Source organism: Kitasatospora sp. NBC_01246 (assembly GCF_036226505.1).
Lineage (GTDB): Bacteria > Actinomycetota > Actinomycetes > Streptomycetales > Streptomycetaceae > Kitasatospora.
Window position 1 is genome coordinate 6,250,033 of the sequence record NZ_CP108484.1, and the last position, 24,106, is coordinate 6,274,138.

A 24,106-nucleotide genomic window follows, 5' to 3' on the forward strand; every position below is an offset into this window, starting at 1 on the left:
CGAAGAGGGGCACGAGGACCGGTCCTCGTGCCCCTCGGGTGCGTCCGGCCGCGGCTACTCGGTCGGCGTGCCGTCCAGCGCGTCGGCCGCCTCGACCTCTTCGCGGGTGATGCCCAGCAGGTACAGCACGGTGTCCAGGAAGGGCACGTTCACCGCGGTGTCGGCGGCCTCCCGGACCACCGGCTTGGCGTTGAACGCCACGCCCAGCCCGGCCGCGTTCAGCATGTCCAGGTCGTTGGCGCCGTCGCCGATCGCGACGGTCTGCTCCAGCGGCACCTTCGCCTGCTCGGCGAAGCGGGCCAGCCAGCGGGCCTTGCCGGCCCGGTCCACGATCTCGCCGACCACCCGGCCGGTGAACCTGCCGTCCACCACCTCCAGGGTGTTGGCCGCCGCGAAGTCCAGGCCCAGCTGCTCCACCAGGTGGTCGGTGACCTGGGTGAAGCCGCCGGAGACCACCGCGACCTGGAAGCCCAGCCGCTGCAGCGTGCGGATCAGGGTCCGCGCGCCCGGGGTGAACCTGACCTCGGCGCGGACCTTCTCGGTCACTCCGGCGTCCAGGCCGGCCAGCAGCGCGACCCGGGCGTGCAGCGACTCGGCGAAGTCCAGCTCGCCGCGCATCGCCGCGGCCGTCACCGCGGCGACCTCCGCCTCGCAGCCCGCGTGGGCGGCGAAGAGCTCGATCACCTCGTCCTGGATCAGCGTGGAGTCGACGTCCATCACCACCAGGCGCTTGGCCCGGCGTTCCAGGCCCGCCGCGACCACCGCGATGTCCACCCGCTGCTGGGCCGCCTCCTGGGCCAGCGCGGCGCGCAGCGTGTCCGTGGCGACACCGGAGACGGCCAGCTCGACCGCGGTCACCGGGTACTTGGCCAGCCGGAAGACGCGGTCGATGTTGCCGCCCGAGTCGGTGATCCGGGAGGTGAGCGCCGAGACCGCGGTGGCGGTCAGCGGGTGGCCGAGCACGGTGACGTGCGAACGGCCCTCGCGGCGCGGCCGGTTGTCGCCGATGCCGGAGATGATCTCGGCCTGGAGCTTCTGCTCCTCGGCCCAGCGGTGCACGGTGGAACGCAGCTCGCCCTCGGCACCGGGCGCGGTCGGCGGGGTGACCAGGGCGCACAGCGTTATCCGGCCGCGGGTGACGACCTGCTCGATGTCGATGACGTCGACGCCGAACCCGGACAGGGTGGCGAAGAGACCGGCGGTGATGCCGGGGCGGTCCTTGCCGAACACCTTGACGAGCAGGGTGCGCTCGTCCTCGGTCCGGGGCTGCGGGGCGGGGAACGGCTCGGCGGCCAAGGGCGATGCGTTCATGGTGGCTCCCACGCTACCCGCCGGCCGGCGGCGCCACGGCACCCGTCCGCGTCGTGGACGGGGGTGTGGAGCGGGTGTGGGCGGTGTGCGCACCACCCGGGTGACCGGACGGTGGCGCGCGGGCGACGCCCCGGGGGCGGTGGCGGGGGCGTCCGCGAATCGTTGCCGCCTGGTCACAGTCACCGGGGGTGACTTTCACCACCGGGCGGCGGGCTGGAATGATTCCCCCCGTCGGATTCAGGACATCGCACCCCCGACCGGGGGCAAAATCGGGGGACCGAGAGAGCGGGGCAGGCGAGCAGTGCCGCAACTCGTCATTGATATCAACGGACAGCAGCGGACTCTGGAGCCGGGGCGGTCGTACACCATCGGGCGCAACCCGCAGTCGGACTTCCCGTTCGACGACGCCAGGGTCTCCTGGCAGCACGCCACCATCTCGTTCAACGGGGCCGGTTGGCAGCTCGACGACCACGGGAGCACCAACGGCACGTACACCGCCGGCGCCCGGACCCAGCAGGCCCCGCTCTTCCCCGGCGCGGTGGTCAACCTCGGCAACGCCGAGAACGGCCCCCGGCTGAGCTTCTCCGCGCCCGCCCAGGCCGCCGCGCCCGCCCCCGCCTGGCACGAGGCCGCCACCAGCCGCAGCCACGTCCCGCCCGCCCAGCAGCAGGCGCCCGTCCAGCAGCCGTGGGCCCAGCAGCAGCCGCCGGCGCAGCAGCAGCAGGCCTACCAGCCGCCGGTCCAGCAGCAGTGGGGCGGCGGGCAGCCGCCGGCCTTCCCGCAGCAGCAGGGCTTCCCCCAGCAGGCGCCCCAGCACGGCGGCTTCCCGCAGCAGCCGGCGCCGCAGCACGAGGCCGGCGGCCCGCAGCCGACGATGATCCGCAACCTGACGGCGGGGATGAACACCGTCCGGATCGGTCGCGCGCTCGACAACGACATCGTCGTCTCCGACCTCCAGGTGTCCCGCCACCACGCCGAGCTGCGCCAGCTGCCGGACGGCCGGTACGAGATCGTCGACCTGGGCAGCCACAACGGCATCTTTCTCAACGGCCGGCCCGTCCAGCGCCAGCTGATGGGGCCGCAGGACCGCCTGACGGTCGGCCACTCCAGCTTCGTCCTGGTCGGCGACCAGCTGCAGGAGTTCGTCGACACCGGCGCGGTCTCCTTCTCCGCCCGCCACCTGACCGTCGAGGTCGACTTCAAGGGCGGCAAGAAGGTCCTGCTCAACGACGTCAGCTTCGGCGTCCCGGAGAAGTCGCTGGTCGCCGTCATCGGCCCGTCCGGCTCCGGCAAGTCGACCCTGTTGCGCGCCCTCACCGGCTACCGCCCGGCCGACCGCGGCGACGTCCTCTACGACGGCCGCAACCTCTACAAGCAGTTCGCCGAACTGCGCTCGCGGATCGGCCTGGTGCCGCAGTCGGAGATCCTGCACAAGGAGCTGACCGTCCGCACCGGCCTCAAGTACGCGGCCCGGCTCCGGTTCCCCGGTGACACCGAGGCGCGCGAGCGCGAGGCGCGGATCGACGAGGTGCTCTACGAGCTGCGCCTGGACAAGCGCGCCGACAACCGGATCACCGCGCTCTCCGGCGGCCAGCAGAAGCGCGTCTCGGTCGCCCTTGAGCTGCTCACCAAGCCCTCGCTGATCTTCCTGGACGAGCCCACCTCCGGTCTCGACCCGGGCATGGACCGCGAGGTCATGCAGATGCTGCGCGGCCTCGCCGACGACGGCCGCACCATCCTGGTCGTGACCCACTCGGTGGCCGAACTCGCCCTCTGCGACCGGCTCCTGGTGATGGCTCCGGGCGGCTCGGTGGCCTACTTCGGGCCGCCGGACGAGGCGCTGCACTTCTTCGGGTACGAGACCTGGGCCGACGTCTTCCAGGCCTTCGAGAACTACCCGGACCACGACTGGGCCGGCCGCTACCGGGGGTCGGTGCACTACCAGCAGTACTCCGCCGACGTGGACGCCGGGGCCGTGCAGTCCGCCCAGATCGTCCAGGAGGCCGTCCGCCCGCCGAAGCCGCAGAGCTGGGGCTCGCAGCTGTGGACGCTGATCCGCCGCTACGCCTCGGTGCTCGCCTCCGACCGCGGGTTCCTGGCGCTGTCGATCCTGCTCCCGGCGGTGCTCGGCGCGGTCAGCGTGCTGATCCCGAACGATCCCGGGCTGGCGCCGAACCCGAAGTCGCAGCTCGGGATCAACAGCGGCGCCGCGACGATCATGCTGATCCTGGCGATCGGCGCCTGCTTCTCCGGAGCCGCCAACTCGGTCCGAGAGCTGATCAAGGAACGGGCGATCTACGAACGGGAACGGGCCACCGGCCTCTCCCGGTCGGCGTACATGATGTCCAAGATCATCGTGCTGGGCTTCTTCAGCGTGGTCCAGGGCGCGATCATCTCGGCCGTCGGCTACCTGCCGCGCAAGCTGCCCGAGCACGGTCTGATCATCAAGGACCTGCCGATCATCGAGATGAGCATCGGCCTGATCCTGCTGAGCTTCGCCTCGATGATGTTCGGCCTGATGATCTCCGCCCTGGTGAAGACCGCCGAGAAGACCATGCCGCTGCTGGTCATGTTCGCGATCATCCAGGTCGTCTTCACCGGCTGCCTCTTCCAGATCTTCAGCAAGCCGGGCCTGGAGCAGTTCGCCTGGCTGATGCCGGCCCGCTGGGGCGTCGGCATGGTCGCCACCACGCTCGACCTGTCCAAGCTGCTCGGGCCCTGGAACAAGGACTTCAAGAACCCCGAGTACGACGCGATCTGGGGCCACAACGTCGGCCAGCTGGTGCTGGACGGCGGCATCCTGATCGTGATGTCGATCGTCATCGGCGTCATCGTGACGCGCCTCCAGCGCCGCCACGAGCCCGAGGTCATGCAGAAGGGCTGACCGCCCGCACCGCACCGCTCACCCAGGGGCGGCCCCACCCGGCGACGGGCGGGGCCGCCCCTCGGCGTACCGGCACCCCTCCGCTTACCGGCCCCCTCGCCGCAGGGTCTCGGGCCCTAGGTCCGTGGACCTGCTCCCCGCGCGCCCGTGGACCGACGCGGAGGCCGCCCCGGCGGCGGTAGTTTGGCCGTATGCCCACCGCGCCCAGTGACCGCCGGCCCCCGGCCGGCCTGCTGCCCGTCGACCGGATCCCGGTCGGCCCGCCGGCCGCCGGCCCGCTGCCCGCCTGCGAGCCCTGCCTGGCCGGGATCGAGGCCATCAGCCAGGCCCTGCTCGCGATGAGCCGCCACCTGGAGGTCCGCGAGGTGCTGCGGCGGATCACCGCCTCCGCCCGCGGCCTGCTCGGCGCCGAGTACGCCGCCCTCGGCGTGCCCGACGACCACGGCGGCTTCGCCCAGTTCGTCGTCGACGGCGTCACCGACGAGCAGTGGCGGGCCATCGGCCCGCTGCCCCGCCAGCACGGCGTGCTCGCCGAGATGCTGCACGAGACCGGCCCCATCCGGCTCGCCGACGTGCGCCAGGCCCCCGCCTTCGGCGGCTGGCCCGCCGCCCACCCCGAGATGGACGCCTTCCTCGGGATGCCCGTCCTCGACACCGACGCCGCCGAGGACGAGCCGCACGTGATGGGCGTGATCTTCCTCGCCAACAAGCGCGGTGGCGGCGGCTTCACCGACCACGACGAGGAACTGCTGCGGATCCTCGCCGCGCACGCCGCCCTCGCCCTCTCCAACGCCCGACTCTACGAGCGCAGCCGCGAGCTGACCCTGGCCGGCGAGCGCGCCCGGATCGCCCACGACCTGCACGACGCCGTCTCGCAGAAGCTCTTCTCGCTGCGCCTCACCGCCAAGGCCGCCGCCAAGCTCGTCGACCGCGACCCGGCCCGGGCCCGCGCCGAACTCGCCGAGGTCGCCAAACTCGCCGCCGAGGCCGCCGACGAGCTGCGCGCCGTCGTGGTCGAGCTGCGCCCCGCCGCCCTGGAGGAGGACGGCCTCAGCGCCACCCTCGCCTCGCAGGTACAGGTCCTCGACCGCGCCCACAGCGCCGACGTCGCCTTCGCCGCCGAGGGCGTCCGCGCCCTGCCGCCGGCCCAGGAGGCGGCCCTGCTGCGGATCGCGCAGGAGGCCCTGCACAACGCGCTGCGCCACTCCGACGCCCGCAGCGTCACCGTCACCCTGACCGGCACGCCCGCGCGCGGCGCCGTCCTGCGGGTGCGCGACGACGGCCGGGGCTTCGACCCCGAGTCGGTCCGCCGGGCCGGCCGCCACCTCGGCCTGGCCTCGATGCGCGACCGCGCCGCCGCCGTCGGCGGCACGCTCACCCTGGACTCGGCCCCCGGGAAGGGGACGGTCGTCGAGATGGAGGTCCCCGGTGCCTGACACCACGCCAGCGATCCGCGTCCTGCTGGTCGACGACCACCAGGTGGTCCGCCGCGGTCTGCGCACCTTCCTGGAGGTCCAGGACGACATCGAGGTGGTCGGCGAGGCCGCCGACGGCGCCGAAGGCGTCGACCGGGCCCGGGAGCTCGACCCCGACGTCGTCCTGATGGACCTCAAGATGCCCGGCGTCGACGGCATCGAGGCGCTGCGCACGCTCAAGGGCGAGGGCAGCCGGGCCCGGATCCTGATCGTCACCAGCTTCACCGAGCACCGCACCATGGTCCCCGCGCTGCGGGCCGGCGCCGCCGGGTACGTGTACAAGGACGTCGACCCGGAGGCGCTGGCCGGGGCGATCCGCTCGGTCCACGCCGGCCACGTGCTGCTCCAGCCCGAGCTCGCGGAGGCGCTGCTCGCCGACGACGGCCCCCGCCAGCCGCAGGGCCGCGGCGCCACCCTCACCGAGCGCGAGCGCGAGGTGCTCGGCCACATCGCCGACGGGCGCTCCAACCGGGAGATCGCGCGGAGCCTGCACCTGTCGGAGAAGACGGTGAAGACGCACGTCTCCAACATCCTGATGAAGCTGGACCTCGCCGACCGCACCCAGGCCGCGCTCTGGGCCGTCCGGCACGGCGAGGCCCGCGAGGCGTAGCGGCCGGGGCGGGGGCGGAAATCAGCCCTTCTCGTCGACCAGCGCGTTGTACGCCGCCACCTGGGCCCGCCGGGCGGTCCGCCGCAGAGGGTCCAGCACCGCCTGGCGGGAGGCCATCTCCGAGGCGCTGACCGCCGCGCCGTGCCCGCCCGAGGCGATCGCCAGCAGCGCCGTCACCTGCCGGGCCGACTCCAGCACCCGGACGGCACGCGGCGGGTACCCCGGGGCGAGCAGCTCGACGTGCCCCCGCCGCCGGTACGCCTCCAGCGCCCGCAGCGCCTCCGGTCCGGCCCCGGCCACGTCCAGCCGGGCCAGCATCGCCGTCGCCTCCCGCAGCCCGTCCGCCAGCTCGCGCTCCGCCTCGTGCAGCGACGGCACGTCGGCCGGGGGCGCGTCGTTCACCTCCGAGCAGCGCCAGAGCACCATCGCCGAGCGGTCCCCGACCGGCCCGAACACCTCGATCTCCGGCACCAGCCCGAGCGGCGCCCCGACCGCCAGCACGGCCTCGCCCGCGCCCAGCGCCCGGGCGTTGAACGGCGCCGGACCGGTCAGCCCGAGCGGGTGGCCGGCGGACGGCAGGGCCAGCCGAAGCCCCCGCACCCCCAGCACCCTCAGCCGCCCCAGCGCCCAGGTGAGCCCGTGCCGCTCGCCCGGCTCGTCGCCCGGCAGTCCGGTCACCCGGTGGCTCTCGTCACTGCCCAGCACCGCCGAGGCGGCGTCGTCGGGCGGTACCAGACCGGCCAACAGGGCGTTGCCCCAAGCGGCCAGCCGCCCCGAACGGGGCTCTTCGTACGGATTGTCGGCAGGAGTCGCGAGCATCCGGCCAGCCTACGGAATCGGCGGTCATCCGCGTGGCGTAGGTTTGCCCATGCGCGTGCGGCGCACCCACTCCGTGCCCACCGGCCGCCGGAGTAGGCTGCCCGCCCGCACCGACGGCCGAATTTCTGTTTTGGGGAAGGCATAGGCATGAGCGACGTGCTGGAGCTGGTGGACGTATCCGTGGTCCGGGAGGAGCGCGCGCTGGTCGACCAGGTCTCGTGGTCCATCTCCGAGGGCGAGCGCTGGGTCATCCTCGGCCCCAACGGCGCCGGGAAGACGACCCTGCTGCAGATCGCCTCCACGTACCTCTTCCCGACCACCGGCAAGGTGTCCGTCCTCGGCGAGAAGCTCGGCGAGGTCGACGTCTTCGAGCTGCGCTCCCGGATCGGCCTGGCCGGCGCCGCCATGTTCGACAAGCTGCCCGCCGGCCAGAGCGTGCTGCAGACCGTCCTCACCGCCGCCTACGGCATGACGGTCAGCTGGCAGGAGAAGTACGAGCAGGCGGACGAGTCCCGCGCGCTCGCCCTGCTGGACCGCCTCGGCATGGCCGGGCTGACCGAGCGCAAGTTCGGCACCCTCTCCGAGGGCGAGAAGAAGCGCACCCTGATCGCCCGCGCCCTGATGACCGACCCCGAGCTGCTGCTGCTGGACGAGCCCGCCGCCGGACTGGACCTCGGCGGCCGCGAGGACCTGGTGCGCCGCCTCGGCGCGCTCGCCCAGGACGAGTTCGCCCCGGCCATGGCCATGGTCACCCACCACGTGGAGGAGATCGCGCCGGGCTTCACCCACGTGCTGATGATCCGCCAGGGCAAGGTGCTCACCGCCGGTCCGATCGACACCGAGCTGACGGCGCGCAACCTCTCCAGGTGCTTCGGCCTGCCGCTGACCCTGGAGCGCCACGGCGACCGCTGGTCCGCGCAGGGCCTGCCGCTCGGCTGAGGCCCGCGCCGGGCCGTGCGCCGGCCTCCCGCGGGCCCCGGCCGGAGCCCGGGGAATCCGGCTGAACTCCACTGAACTGGAGCCGGTCGCACGTGCGACCGGTTTCCGCCCCTCCACCTGCGGGAACTGTCCGCCTCGAAGGCCCTTCGCTCCCTAGGATGGACACGTGGACAGCTGGATCTGGTGGCTCCTGGCCGCCGTCGGCCTCGGCATACCCCTGGTCGTCACCGCGATGCCGGAGTTCGCGATGTTCGCGGTCGGCGCGCTCGCCGCGGCCGGTGTCGCGGGGCTCGGCGCCGGGGCGGTGGTCCAGGTCCTGACCTTCGTCGTGGTCTCGGTCGCCCTGCTGGTCGTGGTCCGCCCGATCGCGTACCGGCAGCTCAGGAAGGGCCCGCAGATCAAGATGGGCATCGAGGCGCTTCCGGGCGCCACCGCGATCGTCGCGGAAAGAGTCGACGGGGAGGGCGGGCGGATCAAGCTCAAGGGCGAGATCTGGTCGGCCCGCGCGCTCAACCCCGGCAGCGTGTACGAGCCGGGGCAGCAGGTCGACGTCGTCGAAATCCAGGGCGCGACCGCCCTGGTCGTCTAGGGGAGAGTCCGTGGAACCCGTCCTTATCGTCCTGGTCGTCCTGGTCGTGGTGGCATTCATCGCGCTGATCAAGACGATTCAGGTCATCCCGCAGGCCAGCGCCGCGATCGTGGAGCGCTTCGGCCGCTACACCCGGACGCTCAACGCGGGACTGAACATCGTCGTCCCGTTCATCGACCGGGTCCGCAACCGCATCGACCTGCGCGAGCAGGTCGTGCCCTTCCCGCCGCAGCCGGTGATCACCCAGGACAACCTGGTGGTCAACATCGACACGGTGATCTACTACCAGGTCACCGACGCCCGGGCCGCCACCTACGAGGTCGCCAGCTACATCCAGGCGATCGAGCAGCTGACCGTCACCACGCTGCGCAACATCATCGGCTCGATGGACCTGGAGTCGACGCTGACCTCCCGCGAGGTGATCAACGCCGGTCTGCGCGGCGTCCTGGACGAGGCCACCGGCAAGTGGGGCATCCGCGTCAACCGCGTCGAGCTGAAGGCGATCGAGCCGCCGACCTCCATCCAGGACTCGATGGAGAAGCAGATGCGCGCCGACCGTGACAAGCGCGCCGCGATCCTCACCGCCGAGGGCGCCCGGCAGGCCCAGATCCTGCGGGCCGAGGGTGAGAAGCAGGCCGAGGTGCTCAAGGCCGAGGGTGAGGCGCAGGCCGCGGTGCTGCGCGCCGACGGTGAGGCCGCCGCGATCCGCACCGTCTTCGAGGCGATCCACGACGGCGACGCCGACCAGAAGCTGCTCGCCTACCAGTACCTGCAGACCCTGCCCGAGCTCGCCAAGGGCGACTCCAACAAGCTGTGGATCATTCCCAGCGAGGTCGGCGACGCGCTCAAGGGCCTCGGCGGCGCCTTCACCGGCCTGGCCGGCAACGGCGGCATCAACGGCGGTGCGGCCGCCGCCCCCAGCGCCCCGGCCCCGGCCGCGACCCAGGTCCCGCTCGACCCGGCGGCCGGTCCGCGCCCGCTGGACACCGACACCAAGGGCGCCGCCCGCCCCCGGGTGGACCCGGCCCGCGAGTACCGGAAGATCGACCCGGAGTGAGCTGAGCCCGTCCCACGCGGCGCCGAGGGCCCGCCACCCGTCTCGCACGGGTGGCGGGCCCTCGGCCCGCTCCGCCTCCGCCCGGCAGTCGTGGTGCGCCCGCCCGGCCTCCGTCGTGCGCCCGTCTTGCGCCCGTCGTGCGTCCGTCGGCTCCGGTGAACGGGCGTGTGGTGTACGTCCCGAATCGTGGGCGGACCCTGGTAGCGGCACCCCGCCGTCCGGCATGATCGCCTCGGACAGGTCCGAGACGAGAGGTGGCCCATGACGCTCTGGGAGGCGATCGCCGTCCTGGTGGCGGGTGTCGGCGCGGGGATGATCAATGTGATCGTCGGCTCCGGGACCCTGATCACCTTCCCGGTGCTGCTCGCCGTCGGCATCCCGCCGGTCACCGCCAACGTCTCCAACGCCTTCGGCCTGGTGCCCGGCTCGCTCAGCGGTGTGATCGGCTACCGGCGGGAACTGGCCGACCAGGGCCGCCGGCTGGTCCGCCTCGGCATCGCCGCCCTCCTCGGCGGCCTGGTCGGCGCCGTGCTGCTGATCGAGCTGCCGAGCAGCGCCTTCGACACCATCGTGCCGGTGCTGATCCTGCTGGCCCTCGTCCTGGTGGTGATCCAGCCCCGGGTGGCCAAGGCGGTCGCCGCCCGGCGCCGGCCCGGGGGCGACCCCGACGGCGGCCTGGCGCTGCTCGCCGGCGTCTTCCTGACCGGCATCTACGGCGGCTACTTCGGTGCCGCGCAGGGCGTCCTGCTGCTGGCCCTGATGGGCATGCTGCTCCAGGAGGACCTGCAGCGGATCAACGGGGTGAAGAACGCGCTGGCGATGATCGTCAACGGCGTCGCCGCGGTGTTCTTCCTCTTCACCTCGACCATCAACTGGGCCGCCGCCGGGCTGATCGCCGTCGGCTCGCTCTGCGGTGGCCTGCTCGGTGCCAAGGTCGGGCGCAAGCTGCCGCCGCCGGCGCTGCGCGGGGTGATCGTGGTGGTCGGCCTGGTGGCCGTCACCAAGCTGCTCGTCAGCTGACGGTCCGCCGGTCGCCGCGGTGCTTCTCGACCTGTCCGAGCTGTCTGACTCGTTCGACGTGTTCCCGGAATTCGATGGGGAGGAAGCCATGGCCCTGGAGATGCGCGACACCTGCGAACGTTGCGCGGTGTCGCTGACGGCGGACGGCCCGGCGTCCCTATGCTCCTACGAGTGCACCTTCTGTCCGGACTGTGCCGAGGCCATGGCCGCCACCTGCCCCAACTGCGGCGGCGAACTGGTGCCCCGTCCGCGCCGGAGGGCCTGACCCTTCACCAGTCACCCCCGACACCCGGGAGCGGTTCGATGAGCAGCAGAGCGCGTCTGACGGAGGACGAGATCACGGCCGCCCTGGCCGACCTGCCGGAGTGGAGCCGGGACGGCGACAGCATCGTCCGCACCGCCGACGCGGCGGACTTCCCGGCGGCGATCCGGGTGGTCGTCGCGGTCGCGGAGCAGGCGGAGGCGCTGGACCACCACCCGGACATCGACATCCGCTGGCGGACGCTGCACTTCGCGCTCTCCACCCACAGCGCGGGTGGACTCACCTCGCTGGACGTCACCCTGGCCGGCCGCATCGACGCCGCCCTGCGGGCCGAGTCCGCCTGACGCCTCCCGGGCCTGTCCCGCACCTGCCCGCACCCGTGCCGCACCGGCCTCGTGGTGCCTCAGGGGGCCTCCTTCCGGCCCCGTCGAGGCCGGAAGGAGGCGCTCCGGGCGGCGTGAGATGCTGACTGCCGCATCGCCGGCGGTCGGGAGGGACGGAACGGATGGCGCAGGATCCCCTCGGAGACGCCGCACAGCAGCCGTGGTACCCGCAGCAGGACTGGCAGACGGCGTACCCGGACCAGCAGCAGTGGCAGGGCGGCCACGGGTACGACGGCGGTACCGGCCACCCGGCCGACGGCCACCTGCCGCACGGCCACGGGCAGGGCGGCTATCCGCAGACCGCGTACCCGCAGGCTGTGTACCCGCAGACCGGCTACCCGGAGGCCGGCTATCCGCAGACGGGCTATCCGCAGGCCGGATACGCGGAGTACCCCCGGACCGGGTACGGCCAGGGCGGGCAGCACCAGCCGTCCTACCCGTACGGCGACTACGGGCAGCAGCAGTACGCCCCGTACGCCGTCCCGCAGCAGCCGACCGGTGAGGAGCTGTACGCCCCGCCGGGTGCCGCGTACTCCACCGACGGCTATGTGCGGCCCGAGCCCGAGCCCGAGCCCGAGCCCGAGCCTGAGCCGGTCGGCGAGCCCGGGCCGGCTGACGAGCCCGAGCCCGCCCCGGCCGCCGTCGTCGCGTCGAAGCCCGCCGGTGGTGGCCCCCGGTCGACCGGGCGGCGGCGTGGCGCCGCGGTGGACGCGGACGCGGACGCGCGGGGGGCCGGGAAGCGGTCCGCCGGCTTCGGGGCCAAGGCCCGGGCCACGGCCGACGCGGTGGTCTCCGCCGACCACGCCCCCGGCCGGCGGGCCCTGATGGTCCGGACCGGCGCCGGGGTGGCGGCGCTCGGCGTCCTGGTGGCGGCGGCCGTGATGGTCGGTGCGCAGGGCGGCGGCACGGCCGCCGCCGGAGGAGAACCGGGCTTCACCGTCGCCCACGCCAAGGCCTGGTCGGCCCAGCCCGCCGCCGCACTCCAGCCGGGCACCGACGACACGCTGGTCGGCAGCTGGCTGCTGGCCGACGCGGTGGTGCGGGCCGATGCCACCGGCGTCCACGCCTACGACCTGGCGGCCGGCAGGCCGACCTGGTCGGTTCAGCCCCCGGTGGCCGGGGCCGCTCCCTGCGGGCTCTCGGCGGGCGTCAACCAGGCCGGTCTGGGCGCCGTGCTGTTCCGGAGCCAGCCGGACCCGAAGAGCCCGTGCACGGTGGTGGCCGCCGTCGACAGCAGGACCGGTCGGACGGCGTGGAGCAAGCCGCTCTCCGATGCGAAGGGCGGCTACACCGCGCGGGTCGGCGTCACCGAGGACAAGGTGATCGCGGTCGGCGACGACCACGTGGTCGCCTGGGAGTCGGCCGACGGCACGGACGTCTGGCAGTACACCGGCCAGGGCAAGTTCTGCACCCTCTCCGGTGGAGTCACCGGCAAGACCGTCATGGTGGCGAGCTCCTGCGCCGACTCCACCCCCGTCGACCAGGCCGTCTCGCTGAACACCGCCGACGGCAAGGTGAGCTGGTGGCGCGGCCTCAACAACCGGCCGAAGACGGTCACGGTGCTCTCCGCCGAGCCCTCCGTGGTGCTGACCACGGGGGCCAGGCCGGAGGACGACAAGGTGTTCGCCTGGGGCCCGGCCGGCGACCCGGCCGCCGAGATACCGGTCGCCGCCGGCGAGGGCAGGCTGGACGCCGCCCACGGTACGTTTTCGGCCACCCCCGGTGTCTTCTTCCAGGACCGGACGATGGTCACCACGCTGGCGCCGGCGAACGGCGGCGGTGCGATCTCCGTCGTCGGGTACGACCTGGACAGCGGCAAGCAGCGCTGGAAGGCGGCCGCCGCCGAGAAGGGCGTCGCCCGGGCCGTCGGTGTGGACGGCGGCGCGCTGGTGCTCGCCGCCGACGAACGCCTCGAACAGCCCGCCCACCTCAGCCGCTTCGCGCTCGCCGGCGGCCAGGAGACGGTCGGCGGCAACTTCCCGCAGGGCACCGGCTCGCTGCTGGTCTCCGGCCGCGTCCTGATCGGCGGTGGCCGGGTCGTCGCGGTGCCCGAGCACTCGGCCAACTTCGGGATAGCGGCCGGGTACCAGGCCAAGGGCTGAGCCCCGGCCGTCCGGGGCCCAGCCCTTCGCGGCCGGGGCTCAGCCCTTCACGGCCGGGGCGGCCGGGGTGGCCGTGCGGCCGGGGCGGCTACGCGGCGGAGGCGGCCACCGGGGCAGGCAGCCAGTCCGCCAGGTCCCGGAGGTCCGAGCCGCGCAGGCCGAGCGCCATCATCAGGGTGGCCTGCGGGGTCGGGACGAACGGCTTGCGCAGCAGCTTCATCCCCGCCTGCTCCGGCGTCCGGTCGGCCTTGAGCTGGTTGTCCTCGGCGCAGGCGGCCACCGTGTTCAGCCAGCTGTCGGCCCCGCCGCGGGAGCGGGGCTGCAAGTGGTCCACGGTGGTGGCCCGGCGCCCGCAGTAGGCGCACAGGTGCTGGTCCCGGACGAGGACACCGCGGCGGGACCACGGAGCCTGTTGTCGGAACGGCACCCGCACGTAGCGTTGCAGTCTGATCACCCGGGGCACCGGGACGGAGACGCCCGTGCCGCGGATGCTCCGCAGCGGATGGGCCTGCTCGACCACGGCCTTGTCCTGGAGCACCAGGACCACGGCGCGCTGGAGCGACACCGTCGTCAGGGGCTCGTAGCTCGCGTTCAGAACCAGCGTGTTGCGCACCTCGGCACACCCTTTCCCCGGGCGTGCCACGGCGGCACGACCGTCTCCACACACGTCACTGCCGCCGCACGGCGGTGGGACCACTCTGAAGGGGCCCCGGGCCGACGAACAACGGAATTTCCGGTGGAGGTGAGGGGTGGGGCAGGGGAGCGGGAGCGTTCCGCCGGGAGTCCGCGCGGCCCGCGGGAGCGCTGCGGACAGCCGCCCGGTCGGACGCCTAGGCGAAAACCCGATGGCCGGGACCGCGTAGGCTCTACCACGCTGGAGCCGTTCCGTACCGGGGCCCGACCGAACCGGGTCCGTACCGGGCGGACGCCCGATCCAAGGAGAAGCGTGACCGTGACGGACATCGTCGACGAGCTGCGGTGGCGTGGGCTGATCGCCCTGTCCACCGACGAGGACGCACTGCGCAAGGCGTTCGCGGACGGCCCGGTCACGTTCTATTGCGGCTTCGACCCGACGGCCCCCAGCCTGCACCTCGGGAACCTGGTGCAGATCCTGACCATGCGCCGCATCCAGCAGGCGGGAAACCTCCCGCTGGGCCTGGTCGGCGGCGCCACCGGCCTGATCGGCGACCCCAAGCCGACCGCCGAGCGCGTCCTGAACGACCCCGAGACGGTGGCCGGCTGGGTCGACCGCCTGCGTGGCCAGATCTCGCGCTTCCTCGACTTCGAGGGCCCGTACGCGGCGCGCATGGTCAACAACCTGGACTGGACCTCCGGGATGTCGGCCATCGGCCTGCTGCGCGACGTGGGCAAGTACTTCCGCGTCAACAACATGATCGCCAAGGAGGCTGTCTCGCGGCGGCTCAACTCCGACGCGGGCATCAGCTACACCGAGTTCAGCTACCAGATCCTCCAGGGCATGGACTACCTGGAGCTGAACCGCCGCTACGGCTGCACGCTGCAGACCGGTGGCAGCGACCAGTGGGGCAACCTGACCGCCGGCACGGACCTCATCCGCAAGGCCGAGGCCAAGTCCGTGCACGCGCTGGCCACTCCGCTGATCGTCAAGGCGGACGGCACGAAGTTCGGGAAGACGGAGTCGGGCACGGTCTGGCTCGACCCCGAGCTCACCACCCCGTACGCCTTCTACCAGTTCTGGCTGAACGCGGACGACCGGGACGTCTCCACCTTCCTGCGGATCTTCAGCTTCCGCTCGAAGGAGGAGATCGAGGAGCTGGAGCGCGAGACCACCGAGCGCCCCGCCGCCCGTCTCGCCCAGCGCGCACTCGCCGAGGAACTGACCACCCTGGTGCACGGCGCCGAGCAGTACGACCGCGCGGTCGCCGCCTCCAAGGCGCTCTTCGGCCAGGGTGACCTCGCCGACCTGGAGGCGCCGACCCTGGCCGCCGCGCTGGCTGAGGTACCGAGGGCCGAGGTGGCCGAACTCCAGCCGGTGGTCGACCTGTTGGTCGCCGTCGGCCTGGCGCCGAGCCGCTCGGCCGCCCGCCGGACGATCAAGGAGGGCGGCGCGTACCTCAACAACGTCAAGGTGACGGACGAGGAGGCGGTGCCGGCCGAGGCCGACCTGCTGCACGGCCGCTGGCTCGTCCTGCGGCGTGGCAAGCGCAACCTGGCCGCCATCGAGTTGGTTGCGGCCGGCTGAAAAAGCACCACCGCTGACCTGCGGTTTTGAGCATGGAGGGCCGGATCTGGACAGATCCGGCCCTCCGGTGTTTGACGTCCTCCTCCGACTGGCCTAGTGTTGGACGAGTCGCTGAAGCGGGCGGACACACGGCGGGCCGAGAGGCAGCCGGGGTCGGCCGAGCGGCCATCGCAATCGGCAAGTCCAACTCTCACTCGTAGCCCATTAACTTGGGTCGCTCGGCGTTCTCGTCGAACGGTGGGAGCGGGGAATTTCGGGCCAGTCCCGGAATAAGCTAATGTGGAGGTCGCCGCAGAAAAGCGGACCTTCCCAGCAAGGGTCGGATGAATGAAACTCCGGAAAAACGGAGCGGAAAACATCTGGTAAGCTGGAAACACGAAAGAACGAAGCGCCCGGAGGGCCCGCTGGAAGGCGGTCCGAAGGAAGTGTCCGTTCCTTGAGAACTCAACAGCGTGCCAAAAGTCAACGCCAGATATGTTGACATCCCCGGCCTCGATCGTCTGATCGGGGTTGGAGATTCCTTTATGAAGTAAACACTAGCGAGGACGCAGTGCGCGGGGCCGCCCTATTCCGGTGGTTGCCGTGCCGCTCGACGCGAGTGCGGCTCGATTACGAGCAGACATTCACGGAGAGTTTGATCCTGGCTCAGGACGAACGCTGGCGGCGTGCTTAACACATGCAAGTCGAACGGTGAAGCCCTTCGGGGTGGATCAGTGGCGAACGGGTGAGTAACACGTGGGCAATCTGCCCTGCACTCTGGGACAAGCCCTGGAAACGGGGTCTAATACCGGATATGACCTTCCTCCGCATGGGGGTGGGTGTAAAGCTCCGGCGGTGCAGGATGAGCCCGCGGCCTATCAGCTTGTTGGTGGGGTAATGGCCTACCAAGGCGACGACGGGTAGCCGGCCTGAGAGGGCGACCGGCCACACTGGGACTGAGACACGGCCCAGACTCCTACGGGAGGCAGCAGTGGGGAATATTGCACAATGGGCGAAAGCCTGATGCAGCGACGCCGCGTGAGGGATGACGGCCTTCGGGTTGTAAACCTCTTTCAGCAGGGAAGAAGCGCAAGTGACGGTACCTGCAGAAGAAGCACCGGCTAACTACGTGCCAGCAGCCGCGGTAATACGTAGGGTGCGAGCGTTGTCCGGAATTATTGGGCGTAAAGAGCTCGTAGGCGGCCTGTCGCGTCGGATGTGAAAGCCCGGGGCTTAACCCCGGGTCTGCATTCGATACGGGCAGGCTAGAGTGTGGTAGGGGAGATCGGAATTCCTGGTGTAGCGGTGAAATGCGCAGATATCAGGAGGAACACCGGTGGCGAAGGCGGATCTCTGGGCCATTACTGACGCTGAGGAGCGAAAGCGTGGGGAGCGAACAGGATTAGATACCCTGGTAGTCCACGCCGTAAACGTTGGGAACTAGGTGTTGGCGACATTCCACGTCGTCGGTGCCGCAGCTAACGCATTAAGTTCCCCGCCTGGGGAGTACGGCCGCAAGGCTAAAACTCAAAGGAATTGACGGGGGCCCGCACAAGCAGCGGAGCATGTGGCTTAATTCGACGCAACGCGAAGAACCTTACCAAGGCTTGACATATACCGGAAACGGCTAGAGATAGTCGCCCCCTTGTGGTCGGTATACAGGTGGTGCATGGTTGTCGTCAGCTCGTGTCGTGAGATGTTGGGTTAAGTCCCGCAACGAGCGCAACCCTTGTTCTGTGTTGCCAGCATGCCTTTCGGGGTGATGGGGACTCACAGGAGACTGCCGGGGTCAACTCGGAGGAAGGTGGGGACGACGTCAAATCATCATGCCCCTTATGTCTTGGGCTGCACACGTGCTACAATGGTCGGTACAAAGGGCTGCGATGCCGCGAGGCGGAGCGAATCCCAAAAAGCCGGCCTCAGTTCGGATTGGGGTCTGCAACTCGACCCCATGAAGTTGGAGTTGCTAGTAATCGCAGATCAGCATGCTGCGGTGAATACGTTCCCGGGCCTTGTACACACCGCCCGTCACGTCACGAAAGTCGGTAACACCCGAAGCCGGTGGCCTAACCCGTAAGGGGAGGAGCCGTCGAAGGTGGGACCAGCGATTGGGACGAAGTCGTAACAAGGTAGCCGTACCGGAAGGTGCGGCTGGATCACCTCCTTTCTAAGGAGCACATGGCCGCTTGCAGGCGAATGTTCTGCACGGTCGCTCATGGGTGGAACGTTGACTATTCGGCACACTAGGTAGGGTCTGTCAGTACTGCTTCGGCGTGGAAAACAGTTCTCTGGTTGGTGTGTCGGGCACGTTGTTGGGTCCTGAGGGAACGGCCGTAAGGCTGTTGCTTCAGAGATGCCGGTCCCACTGAAGAGATGCCTTTGGGTGTCTTGGCGGTGGGTGACTGGTCGTTGTTTGAGAACTGCACAGTGGACGCGAGCATCTGTGGCCAAGTTTTTAAGGGCGCACGGTGGATGCCTTGGCACCAGGAACCGATGAAGGACGTGGGAGGCCACGATAGTCCCCGGGGAGCCGTCAACCAGGCTTTGATCCGGGGGTTTCCGAATGGGGAAACCCGGCAGTCGTCATGGGCTGTCACCCATACCTGAACACATAGGGTATGTGGAGGGAACGCGGGGAAGTGAAACATCTCAGTACCCGCAGGAAGAGAAAACAACCGTGATTCCGGGAGTAGTGGCGAGCGAAACCGGATGAGGCTAAACCGCGATGGTGTGAGACCCGGCAGGGGTTGCCATCGCGGGGTCGTGGGATTCTTCTTGATCGGTCTGCCGGCCGGTCGACGAGTCAGAAACCGTATGGGTAGTCGAAGGACATGCGAAAGGTCCGGCGTAGAGGGTAAGACCCCCGTAGACGAAATCTGTACGGCTCGTTTGGAGAACACCCAAGTAGCACGGGGCCCGAGAAATCCCGTGTGAATCTGGCGGGACCACCCGCTAAGCCTAAATATTCCCTGGTGACCGATAGCGGATAGTACCGTGAGGGAATGGTGAAAAGTACCGCGGGAGCGGAGTGAAATAGTACCTGAAACCGTGTGCCTACAAGCCGTGGGAGCGTCGTTGTGGTCTTCGGACCATGGCCGTGACTGCGTGCCTTTTGAAGAATGAGCCTGCGAGTTTGCGGTGTGTAGCGAGGTTAACCCGTGTGGGGTAGCCGTAGCGAAAGCGAGTCCGAATAGGGCGATACAGTTGCATGCCCAAGACCCGAAGCGGAGTGATCTAGCCATGGGCAGGTTGAAGCGGAGGTAAGACTTCGTGGAGGACCGAACCCACCAGGGTTGAAAACCTGGGGGATGACCTGTGGTTAGGGGTGAAAGGCCAATCAAACTCCGTGATAGCTGGTTCTCCCCGAAATGCATTTAGGTGCAGCGTCACGTGTTTCTTGCCGGAGGTAGAGCACTGGATAGGCGATGGGCCTCACCGGGTTACTGACCTTAGCCAAACTCCGAATGCCGGTAAGTGAGAGCGTGGCAGTGAGACTGTGGGGGATAAGCTCCATGGTCGAGAGGGAAACAGCCCAGAACACCGACTAAGGTCCCTAAGCGTGTGCTAAGTGGGAAAGGATGTGGAGTCGCAGAGACAACCAGGAGGTTGGCTTAGAAGCAGCCACCCTTGAAAGAGTGCGTAATAGCTCACTGGTCAAGTGATTCCGCGCCGACAATGTAGCGGGGCTCAAGCACATCACCGAAGTCGTGTCATTGCAGCATATAGGGCCAACGCCTGCTGTGATGGGTAGGGGAGCGTCGTGTGCCGGGTGAAGCGGCGGTGGAAACCAGTCGTGGACGGTACACGAGTGAGAATGCAGGCATGAGTAGCGATACAAGAGTGAGAAACTCTTGCGCCGATTGACCAAGGGTTCCTGGGTCAAGCTGATCTGCCCAGGGTAAGTCGGGACCTAAGGCGAGGCCGACAGGCGTAGTCGATGGACAACGGGTTGATATTCCCGTACCCGCTTTGAAGCGCCAACGTCGAACCTCTTGATGCTAAGCCCGTGAAGCCGGCCCGGAGTCTTCGGACAAAGGGACGTGGTGGAGCCGGTGACCCAACAGGGTAGTAGGTGAGCGATGGGGTGACGCAGGAAGGTAGTCCAGCCCGGGCGGTGGTTGTCCCGGGGTAAGGGTGTAGGCCGAGTGATAGGCAAATCCGTCACTCATTAAGGCTGAGACCTGATGCCGAGCCGATTGTGGTGAAGTGGATGATCCTATGCTGTCGAGAAAAGCCTCTAGCGAGTTTCATGGCGGCCCGTACCCCAAACCGACTCAGGTGGTCAGGTAGAGAATACCGAGGCGTTCGGGTGAACTATGGTTAAGGAACTCGGCAAAATGCCCCCGTAACTTCGGGAGAAGGGGGGCCATTCCTGGTGATGAGTCTTGCACTCTGAGCTGGGGGTGGCCGCAGAGACCAGCGAGAAGCGACTGTTTACTAAAAACACAGGTCCGTGCGAAGCCGTAAGGCGATGTATACGGACTGACGCCTGCCCGGTGCTGGAACGTTAAGGGGACCGGTTAGCTTGGATTCGTCCGGGCGAAGCTGAGAACTTAAGCGCCAGTAAACGGCGGTGGTAACTATAACCATCCTAAGGTAGCGAAATTCCTTGTCGGGTAAGTTCCGACCTGCACGAATGGCGTAACGACTTCTCGACTGTCTCAACCATAGGCCCGGTGAAATTGCATTACGAGTAAAGATGCTCGTTTCGCGCAGCAGGACGGAAAGACCCCGGGACCTTTACTATAGCTTGATATTGGTGTTCGGTTCGGCTTGTGTAGGATAGGTGGGAGACTTTGAAGCAGCAACGCCAGTTGTTGTGGAGTCGTCGTTGAAATACCACTCTGGTCGTGCTGGATGTCTAACCTGGGTCCGTGATCCGGATCAGGGACAGTGTCTGGTGGGTAGTTTAACTGGGGCGGTTGCCTCCTAAAGAGTAACGGAGGCGCCCAAAGGTTCCCTCAGCCTGGTTGGCAATCAGGTGTTGAGTGTAAGTGCACAAGGGAGCTTGACTGTGAGACTGACGGGTCGAGCAGGGACGAAAGTCGGGACTAGTGATCCGGCGGTGGCTTGTGGAAGCGCCGTCGCTCAACGGATAAAAGGTACCCCGGGGATAACAGGCTGATCTTCCCCAAGAGTCCATATCGACGGGATGGTTTGGCACCTCGATGTCGGCTCGTCGCATCCTGGGGCTGGAGTAGGTCCCAAGGGTTGGGCTGTTCGCCCATTAAAGCGGTACGCGAGCTGGGTTTAGAACGTCGTGAGACAGTTCGGTCCCTATCCGCTGTGCGCGTAGGAGTGTTGAGAAGGGCTGTCCCTAGTACGAGAGGACCGGGACGGACGAACCTCTGGTGTGCCAGTTGTCCTGCCAAGGGCATGGCTGGTTGGCTACGTTCGGGAGGGATAACCGCTGAAAGCATCTAAGCGGGAAGCCTGCTTCGAGATGAGCACTCCCACCTCCTTGAGAGGGTAAGGCTCCCAGTAGACGACTGGGTTGATAGGCCGGATATGGAAGCCTCGTAAGGGGTGGAGTTGACCGGTACTAATAGGCCGAGGGCTTGTCCTCAGACGCTCGCGTTCACTGTGTGGTTCCCGGGTAGCGAACAGCTATCGCCGGCGAACACAAGAAACACTTATCAACTAAAAAGTGTGTTTCGCTGAATACCCGATAGGGTTTCGGTGGTCATAGCGTGAGGGAAACGCCCGGTTACATTCCGAACCCGGAAGCTAAGCCTCACAGCGCCGATGGTACTGCAGGGGGGACCCTGTGGGAGAGTAGGACGCCGCCGAACAATTATTCAAGGCCGCGGCCCCAGCGATTCGCTGGGGCCGCGGCCTTTTTGTTTTTACGCACGTATGCACCCCGGCACGACAGGGGACTTTCGCCCAGGCGCGGGGTCCCGGTCGATGCCGGACAATGGAGATGGTGCTCGGCCAGGAGGCCGGCATCGAACCGCGCGAGGGCAGTGGTGTCGCCTCCATCCGCGGTAGAGCTGAAGCAACAAGAGGAGTCACCACAATGTCGAACCAGCCCCAGGACCGTCCCGAGCGTCGATCGGACGACGGCCGCGGCTACGAGCCCCGGTCTCGTGGGGGCTGGTCCAACGACCGAGGTCCGCGTCGCGACGACCGTGACGACCGTCCGCGCCGTGACGACCGCCCCTCGGGTGGTGGCTTCAACCGTGACCGTGATGACCGTCCGCGTCGTGACGACCGCCCGTCCGGTGGCGGTTTCCGTCGTGACGACCGCCCCTCCGGCGGTGGCGGTGGTTTCCGTCGCGACGACCGTCCCTCCGGTGGTGGCTTCAACCGTGACCGTGACGACCGTCCGCGTCGTGACGACCGCCCCTCGGGCGGTGGCTTCCGCCGTGACGACCGTCCGTCCGGTGGCGGTGGCGGCGGCTTCCGTCGCGACGACCGCCCGTCCGGTGGCGGCGGTTTCCGTCGCGATGACCGTCCGTCCGGCGGTGGCTTCAACCGTGACCGCGACGACCGTCCGCGCCGTGACGACCGCCCCTCGGGCGGTGGCTTCCGCCGTGACGACCGTCCCTCGGGCGGCGGTTTCAACCGCGACCGTGACGACCGTCCGTCCGGCGGTGGCTTCAACCGCGACCGCGATGACCGTGGCGGTTTCCGTCGCGACGACCGCCCGTCCGGCGGTGGCTTCAACCGCGACCGTGACGACCGTCCGCGTCGTGACGACCGCCCCTCCGGTGGCGGTTTCCGGCGCGACGACCGTCCCTCGGGTGGCGGTTTCAACCGCGACCGTGACGACCGCGGTGGCTTCCGTCGTGACGACCGCCCCTCCGGTGGTGGCTTCCGCCGCGATGACCGTCCCTCGGGCGGTGGCTTCAACCGTGACCGCGATGACCGTCCGCGTCGTGACGACCGCCCGTCCGGTGGCGGTTTCCGTCGTGACGACCGCCCGAGCGGCTTCAACCGTGACCGCGACGACCGTCCGTCCGGTGGCGGTTTCCGGCGCGACGACCGTCCCTCCGGTGGTGGCTTCAACCGTGACCGTGACGACCGTCCGCGTCGTGACGACCGCCCCTCGGGTGGTGGCTTCCGCCGTGACGACCGTCCCTCGGGCGGCGGTTTCAACCGCGACCGTGACGACCGTCCGTCCGGCGGTGGCTTCCGTCGTGACGACCGCCCGAGCGGCTTCAACCGTGACCGTGATGACCGTCCGCGCCGCGACGACCGTCCGTCCGGCGGTGGCTTCAACCGTGACCGTGACGACCGTGGCGGCTTCCGTCGCGACGACCGTCCGTCCGGTGGCGGCGGTTTCCGTCGTGACGACCGCCCGAGCGGCTTCAACCGTGACCGTGACGACCGTCCGCGCCGTGACGACCGCCCCTCCGGTGGTGGCTTCCGCCGCGACGACCGCCCCTCCGGCGGCGGTGGCTACCGCCGTGACGACCGTCCGTCCGGCGGCTACAACCGCGACCGTGACGACCGCGGCGGCCGGGACTACGACGACCGCCGGGGCAACTTCGAGCCCGTCAAGCGGCTGCCGATCCCGGAGGACGTCACCGGCTTCGAGCTGGACGCGGATGTCCGCCAGGAGCTCAAGAGCCTGCCCAAGACGCTCGCCGACGATGTCGCCCGCAACCTGGTGATGGTCGCCCGCCTGCTGGACACCGAGCCGGAGGAGGCCTACCAGTACTCGCGCGTCGCGCTGCGGCTCGCGTCCCGCGTGCCCGCCGTCCGTGAGGCGGCCGGCTTCGCGTCGTACATGACCCAGCGCTACTCCGAGGCGCTGACCGAGTTCCGCGCCGCCCGTCGGATGACCGGTCGGGCGGACCTGTGGCCGGTGATGGCGGACTGCGAGCGCGGTCTGGGCCGCCCGGAGCGGGCGCTGGCGATGGCCGGCGAGGCCGAGGTCAAGCAGCTGGACAAGGCCGGTCAGGTCGAGATGCGCCTGGTCGCGGCGGGTGCCCGCGGCGACATGGAGCAGTTCGAGGCGGCGGTGGTCACCCTGCAGAGCCCGGAGCTGGCCTCCAGCGCCGTGCACCCGTGGACCGCGCGCCTGCGGTACGCGTACGCCGAGGCCCTGATCGCGGCCGGCCGGGGCGATGAGGCCCGCGACTGGTTCGCCAAGGCCGCCGAGGCCGACACCGACGGTGCCACCAACGCGTCCGAGCGGCTGGCCGAGATCGACGGCTTGGAGTTCGTCGACGCGCTCGACCCCGAGATCGAGGACGAGGTCGCGCGGGACGAGGCCGAGGACGAGGCCCCGGCCCCGGCTCCGGCGAAGTCGCGCGGCGGCGTGCCGGACGAGCGGGAGATCTTCGAGGACGAGGAAGACGTCGAGGAGTTCTACGACGAGGACGACCTGGAGATCGACGAGGACTTCGACGGCGTGGTGCCGGAGCGGTCCACCGACGCCAAGGGCTGAGACGCGCGGCCAGTAGGTGAGTGAGGCCCTGCCGCACCCCGGGAAACTCCGGGGTGC

General features: G+C 69.4%; 15 protein-coding genes and 3 rRNA genes. 15 read left to right on the plus strand and 3 right to left on the minus strand.

The genetic code is table 11. The features are described from left to right. Positions 1 to 54: 54 nt before the first annotated feature. The gene (gene serB / locus OG618_RS27065; protein WP_329490144.1) at positions 55 to 1,311 is read right to left on the minus strand and encodes a phosphoserine phosphatase SerB; all 1,257 of its coding nucleotides are present in this window, start codon (positions 1,309 to 1,311) and stop codon (positions 55 to 57) included. Between the two features lie 301 nt (positions 1,312 to 1,612). On the opposite strand from serB, the gene OG618_RS27070 reads away from it, so the two are divergent. The 3 genes from OG618_RS27070 to OG618_RS27080 all read left to right on the plus strand — a co-directional run bounded on the left by OG618_RS27070 (position 1,613) and on the right by OG618_RS27080 (position 6,280). Then, positions 1,613 to 4,195 (plus strand): FHA domain-containing protein, encoded by a 2,583-nt coding sequence (locus tag OG618_RS27070; RefSeq protein ID WP_329490145.1) that lies wholly within the window; start codon positions 1,613 to 1,615, stop codon positions 4,193 to 4,195. A gap of 338 nt (positions 4,196 to 4,533) precedes the next feature. After that, entirely contained in the window at positions 4,534 to 5,631 is a 1,098-nt protein-coding gene (locus OG618_RS27075) for a GAF domain-containing sensor histidine kinase (protein WP_329492297.1), read from the plus strand. Continuing rightward, positions 5,624 to 6,280 (plus strand): response regulator transcription factor, encoded by a 657-nt coding sequence (locus tag OG618_RS27080; protein WP_329490146.1) that lies wholly within the window; start codon positions 5,624 to 5,626, stop codon positions 6,278 to 6,280. The genes OG618_RS27075 and OG618_RS27080 overlap by 8 nt, the downstream gene beginning before the upstream one ends. 21 nt (positions 6,281 to 6,301) lie before the next feature. On the opposite strand, the gene OG618_RS27085 is transcribed toward OG618_RS27080, so the two are convergent. Further along, positions 6,302 to 7,099, minus strand: a complete 798-nt coding sequence (locus OG618_RS27085) for a hypothetical protein (protein WP_329490147.1) — start codon at positions 7,097 to 7,099, stop codon at positions 6,302 to 6,304. Between the two features lie 147 nt (positions 7,100 to 7,246). Here OG618_RS27085 and OG618_RS27090 point away from each other — a divergent pair, with 147 nt between their 5' ends. The 7 genes from OG618_RS27090 to OG618_RS27120 all read left to right on the plus strand — a co-directional run bounded on the left by OG618_RS27090 (position 7,247) and on the right by OG618_RS27120 (position 13,451). Then, positions 7,247 to 8,038, plus strand: coding sequence for an ABC transporter ATP-binding protein (locus tag OG618_RS27090; RefSeq protein ID WP_329490148.1), 792 nt, complete (start codon positions 7,247 to 7,249; stop codon positions 8,036 to 8,038). Between the two features lie 166 nt (positions 8,039 to 8,204). Beyond that, positions 8,205 to 8,627, plus strand: a complete 423-nt coding sequence (locus tag OG618_RS27095) for an NfeD family protein (protein ID WP_329490149.1) — start codon at positions 8,205 to 8,207, stop codon at positions 8,625 to 8,627. A gap of 10 nt (positions 8,628 to 8,637) precedes the next feature. Then, positions 8,638 to 9,684, plus strand: coding sequence for an SPFH domain-containing protein (locus OG618_RS27100; protein WP_329490150.1), 1,047 nt, complete (start codon positions 8,638 to 8,640; stop codon positions 9,682 to 9,684). A 261-nt stretch (positions 9,685 to 9,945) separates the two neighbouring features. Then, positions 9,946 to 10,704, plus strand: a complete 759-nt coding sequence (locus tag OG618_RS27105; protein WP_329490151.1) for a sulfite exporter TauE/SafE family protein — start codon at positions 9,946 to 9,948, stop codon at positions 10,702 to 10,704. Between the two features lie 88 nt (positions 10,705 to 10,792). Beyond that, positions 10,793 to 10,969, plus strand: coding sequence for a DUF1272 domain-containing protein (locus OG618_RS27110; protein WP_329492298.1), 177 nt, complete (start codon positions 10,793 to 10,795; stop codon positions 10,967 to 10,969). 38 nt (positions 10,970 to 11,007) lie between these two features. Next, the gene (locus OG618_RS27115; RefSeq protein WP_329490152.1) at positions 11,008 to 11,310 is read left to right on the plus strand and encodes a 4a-hydroxytetrahydrobiopterin dehydratase; all 303 of its coding nucleotides are present in this window, start codon (positions 11,008 to 11,010) and stop codon (positions 11,308 to 11,310) included. Between the two features lie 161 nt (positions 11,311 to 11,471). Beyond that, positions 11,472 to 13,451, plus strand: a complete 1,980-nt coding sequence (locus tag OG618_RS27120; protein ID WP_329490153.1) for an outer membrane protein assembly factor BamB family protein — start codon at positions 11,472 to 11,474, stop codon at positions 13,449 to 13,451. 88 nt (positions 13,452 to 13,539) lie between these two features. On the opposite strand, the gene OG618_RS27125 is transcribed toward OG618_RS27120, so the two are convergent. Then, positions 13,540 to 14,064, minus strand: coding sequence for an HNH endonuclease (locus OG618_RS27125; protein WP_329490154.1), 525 nt, complete (start codon positions 14,062 to 14,064; stop codon positions 13,540 to 13,542). A 339-nt stretch (positions 14,065 to 14,403) separates the two neighbouring features. Here OG618_RS27125 and tyrS point away from each other — a divergent pair, with 339 nt between their 5' ends. The 5 genes from tyrS to OG618_RS27150 all read left to right on the plus strand — a co-directional run bounded on the left by tyrS (position 14,404) and on the right by OG618_RS27150 (position 24,049). Further along, positions 14,404 to 15,672: a tyrosine--tRNA ligase gene (gene tyrS / locus OG618_RS27130; RefSeq protein WP_329492299.1), complete on the plus strand. Its 1,269-nt coding sequence runs from the start codon at positions 14,404 to 14,406 to the stop codon at positions 15,670 to 15,672. Between the two features lie 622 nt (positions 15,673 to 16,294). Continuing rightward, positions 16,295 to 17,818, plus strand: a 16S ribosomal RNA gene (locus tag OG618_RS27135). 278 nt (positions 17,819 to 18,096) lie between these two features. Then, positions 18,097 to 21,217, plus strand: a 23S ribosomal RNA gene (locus tag OG618_RS27140). 109 nt (positions 21,218 to 21,326) lie between these two features. Beyond that, positions 21,327 to 21,443 (plus strand): 5S ribosomal RNA (gene rrf / locus OG618_RS27145). Together the 16S, 23S and 5S rRNA genes form the textbook arrangement of a ribosomal RNA operon. 131 nt (positions 21,444 to 21,574) lie before the next feature. Next, complete coding sequence (locus OG618_RS27150) at positions 21,575 to 24,049, plus strand: hypothetical protein (protein WP_329490155.1); 2,475 nt, start codon at positions 21,575 to 21,577, stop codon at positions 24,047 to 24,049. The last annotated feature ends 57 nt before the right edge of the window (positions 24,050 to 24,106 follow it).

What these genes read in the sequence shown, in the direction of transcription:
- serB (WP_329490144.1), bottom strand. Translation starts at nt 1,311, where the DNA reads ATGAACGCATCGCCCTTGGCCGCCGAGCCGTTCCCCGCCCCGCAGCCC.
- OG618_RS27075 (WP_329492297.1), top strand. Translation starts at nt 4,534, where the DNA reads ATGAGCCGCCACCTGGAGGTCCGCGAGGTGCTGCGGCGGATCACCGCC.
- OG618_RS27085 (WP_329490147.1), bottom strand. Translation starts at nt 7,099, where the DNA reads ATGCTCGCGACTCCTGCCGACAATCCGTACGAAGAGCCCCGTTCGGGG.
- OG618_RS27090 (WP_329490148.1), top strand. Translation starts at nt 7,247, where the DNA reads ATGAGCGACGTGCTGGAGCTGGTGGACGTATCCGTGGTCCGGGAGGAG.
- OG618_RS27105 (WP_329490151.1), top strand. Translation starts at nt 9,946, where the DNA reads ATGACGCTCTGGGAGGCGATCGCCGTCCTGGTGGCGGGTGTCGGCGCG.
- OG618_RS27110 (WP_329492298.1), top strand. Translation starts at nt 10,793, where the DNA reads ATGGCCCTGGAGATGCGCGACACCTGCGAACGTTGCGCGGTGTCGCTG.
- OG618_RS27115 (WP_329490152.1), top strand. Translation starts at nt 11,008, where the DNA reads ATGAGCAGCAGAGCGCGTCTGACGGAGGACGAGATCACGGCCGCCCTG.
- OG618_RS27120 (WP_329490153.1), top strand. Translation starts at nt 11,472, where the DNA reads ATGGCGCAGGATCCCCTCGGAGACGCCGCACAGCAGCCGTGGTACCCG.
- OG618_RS27150 (WP_329490155.1), top strand. Translation starts at nt 21,575, where the DNA reads ATGGTGCTCGGCCAGGAGGCCGGCATCGAACCGCGCGAGGGCAGTGGT.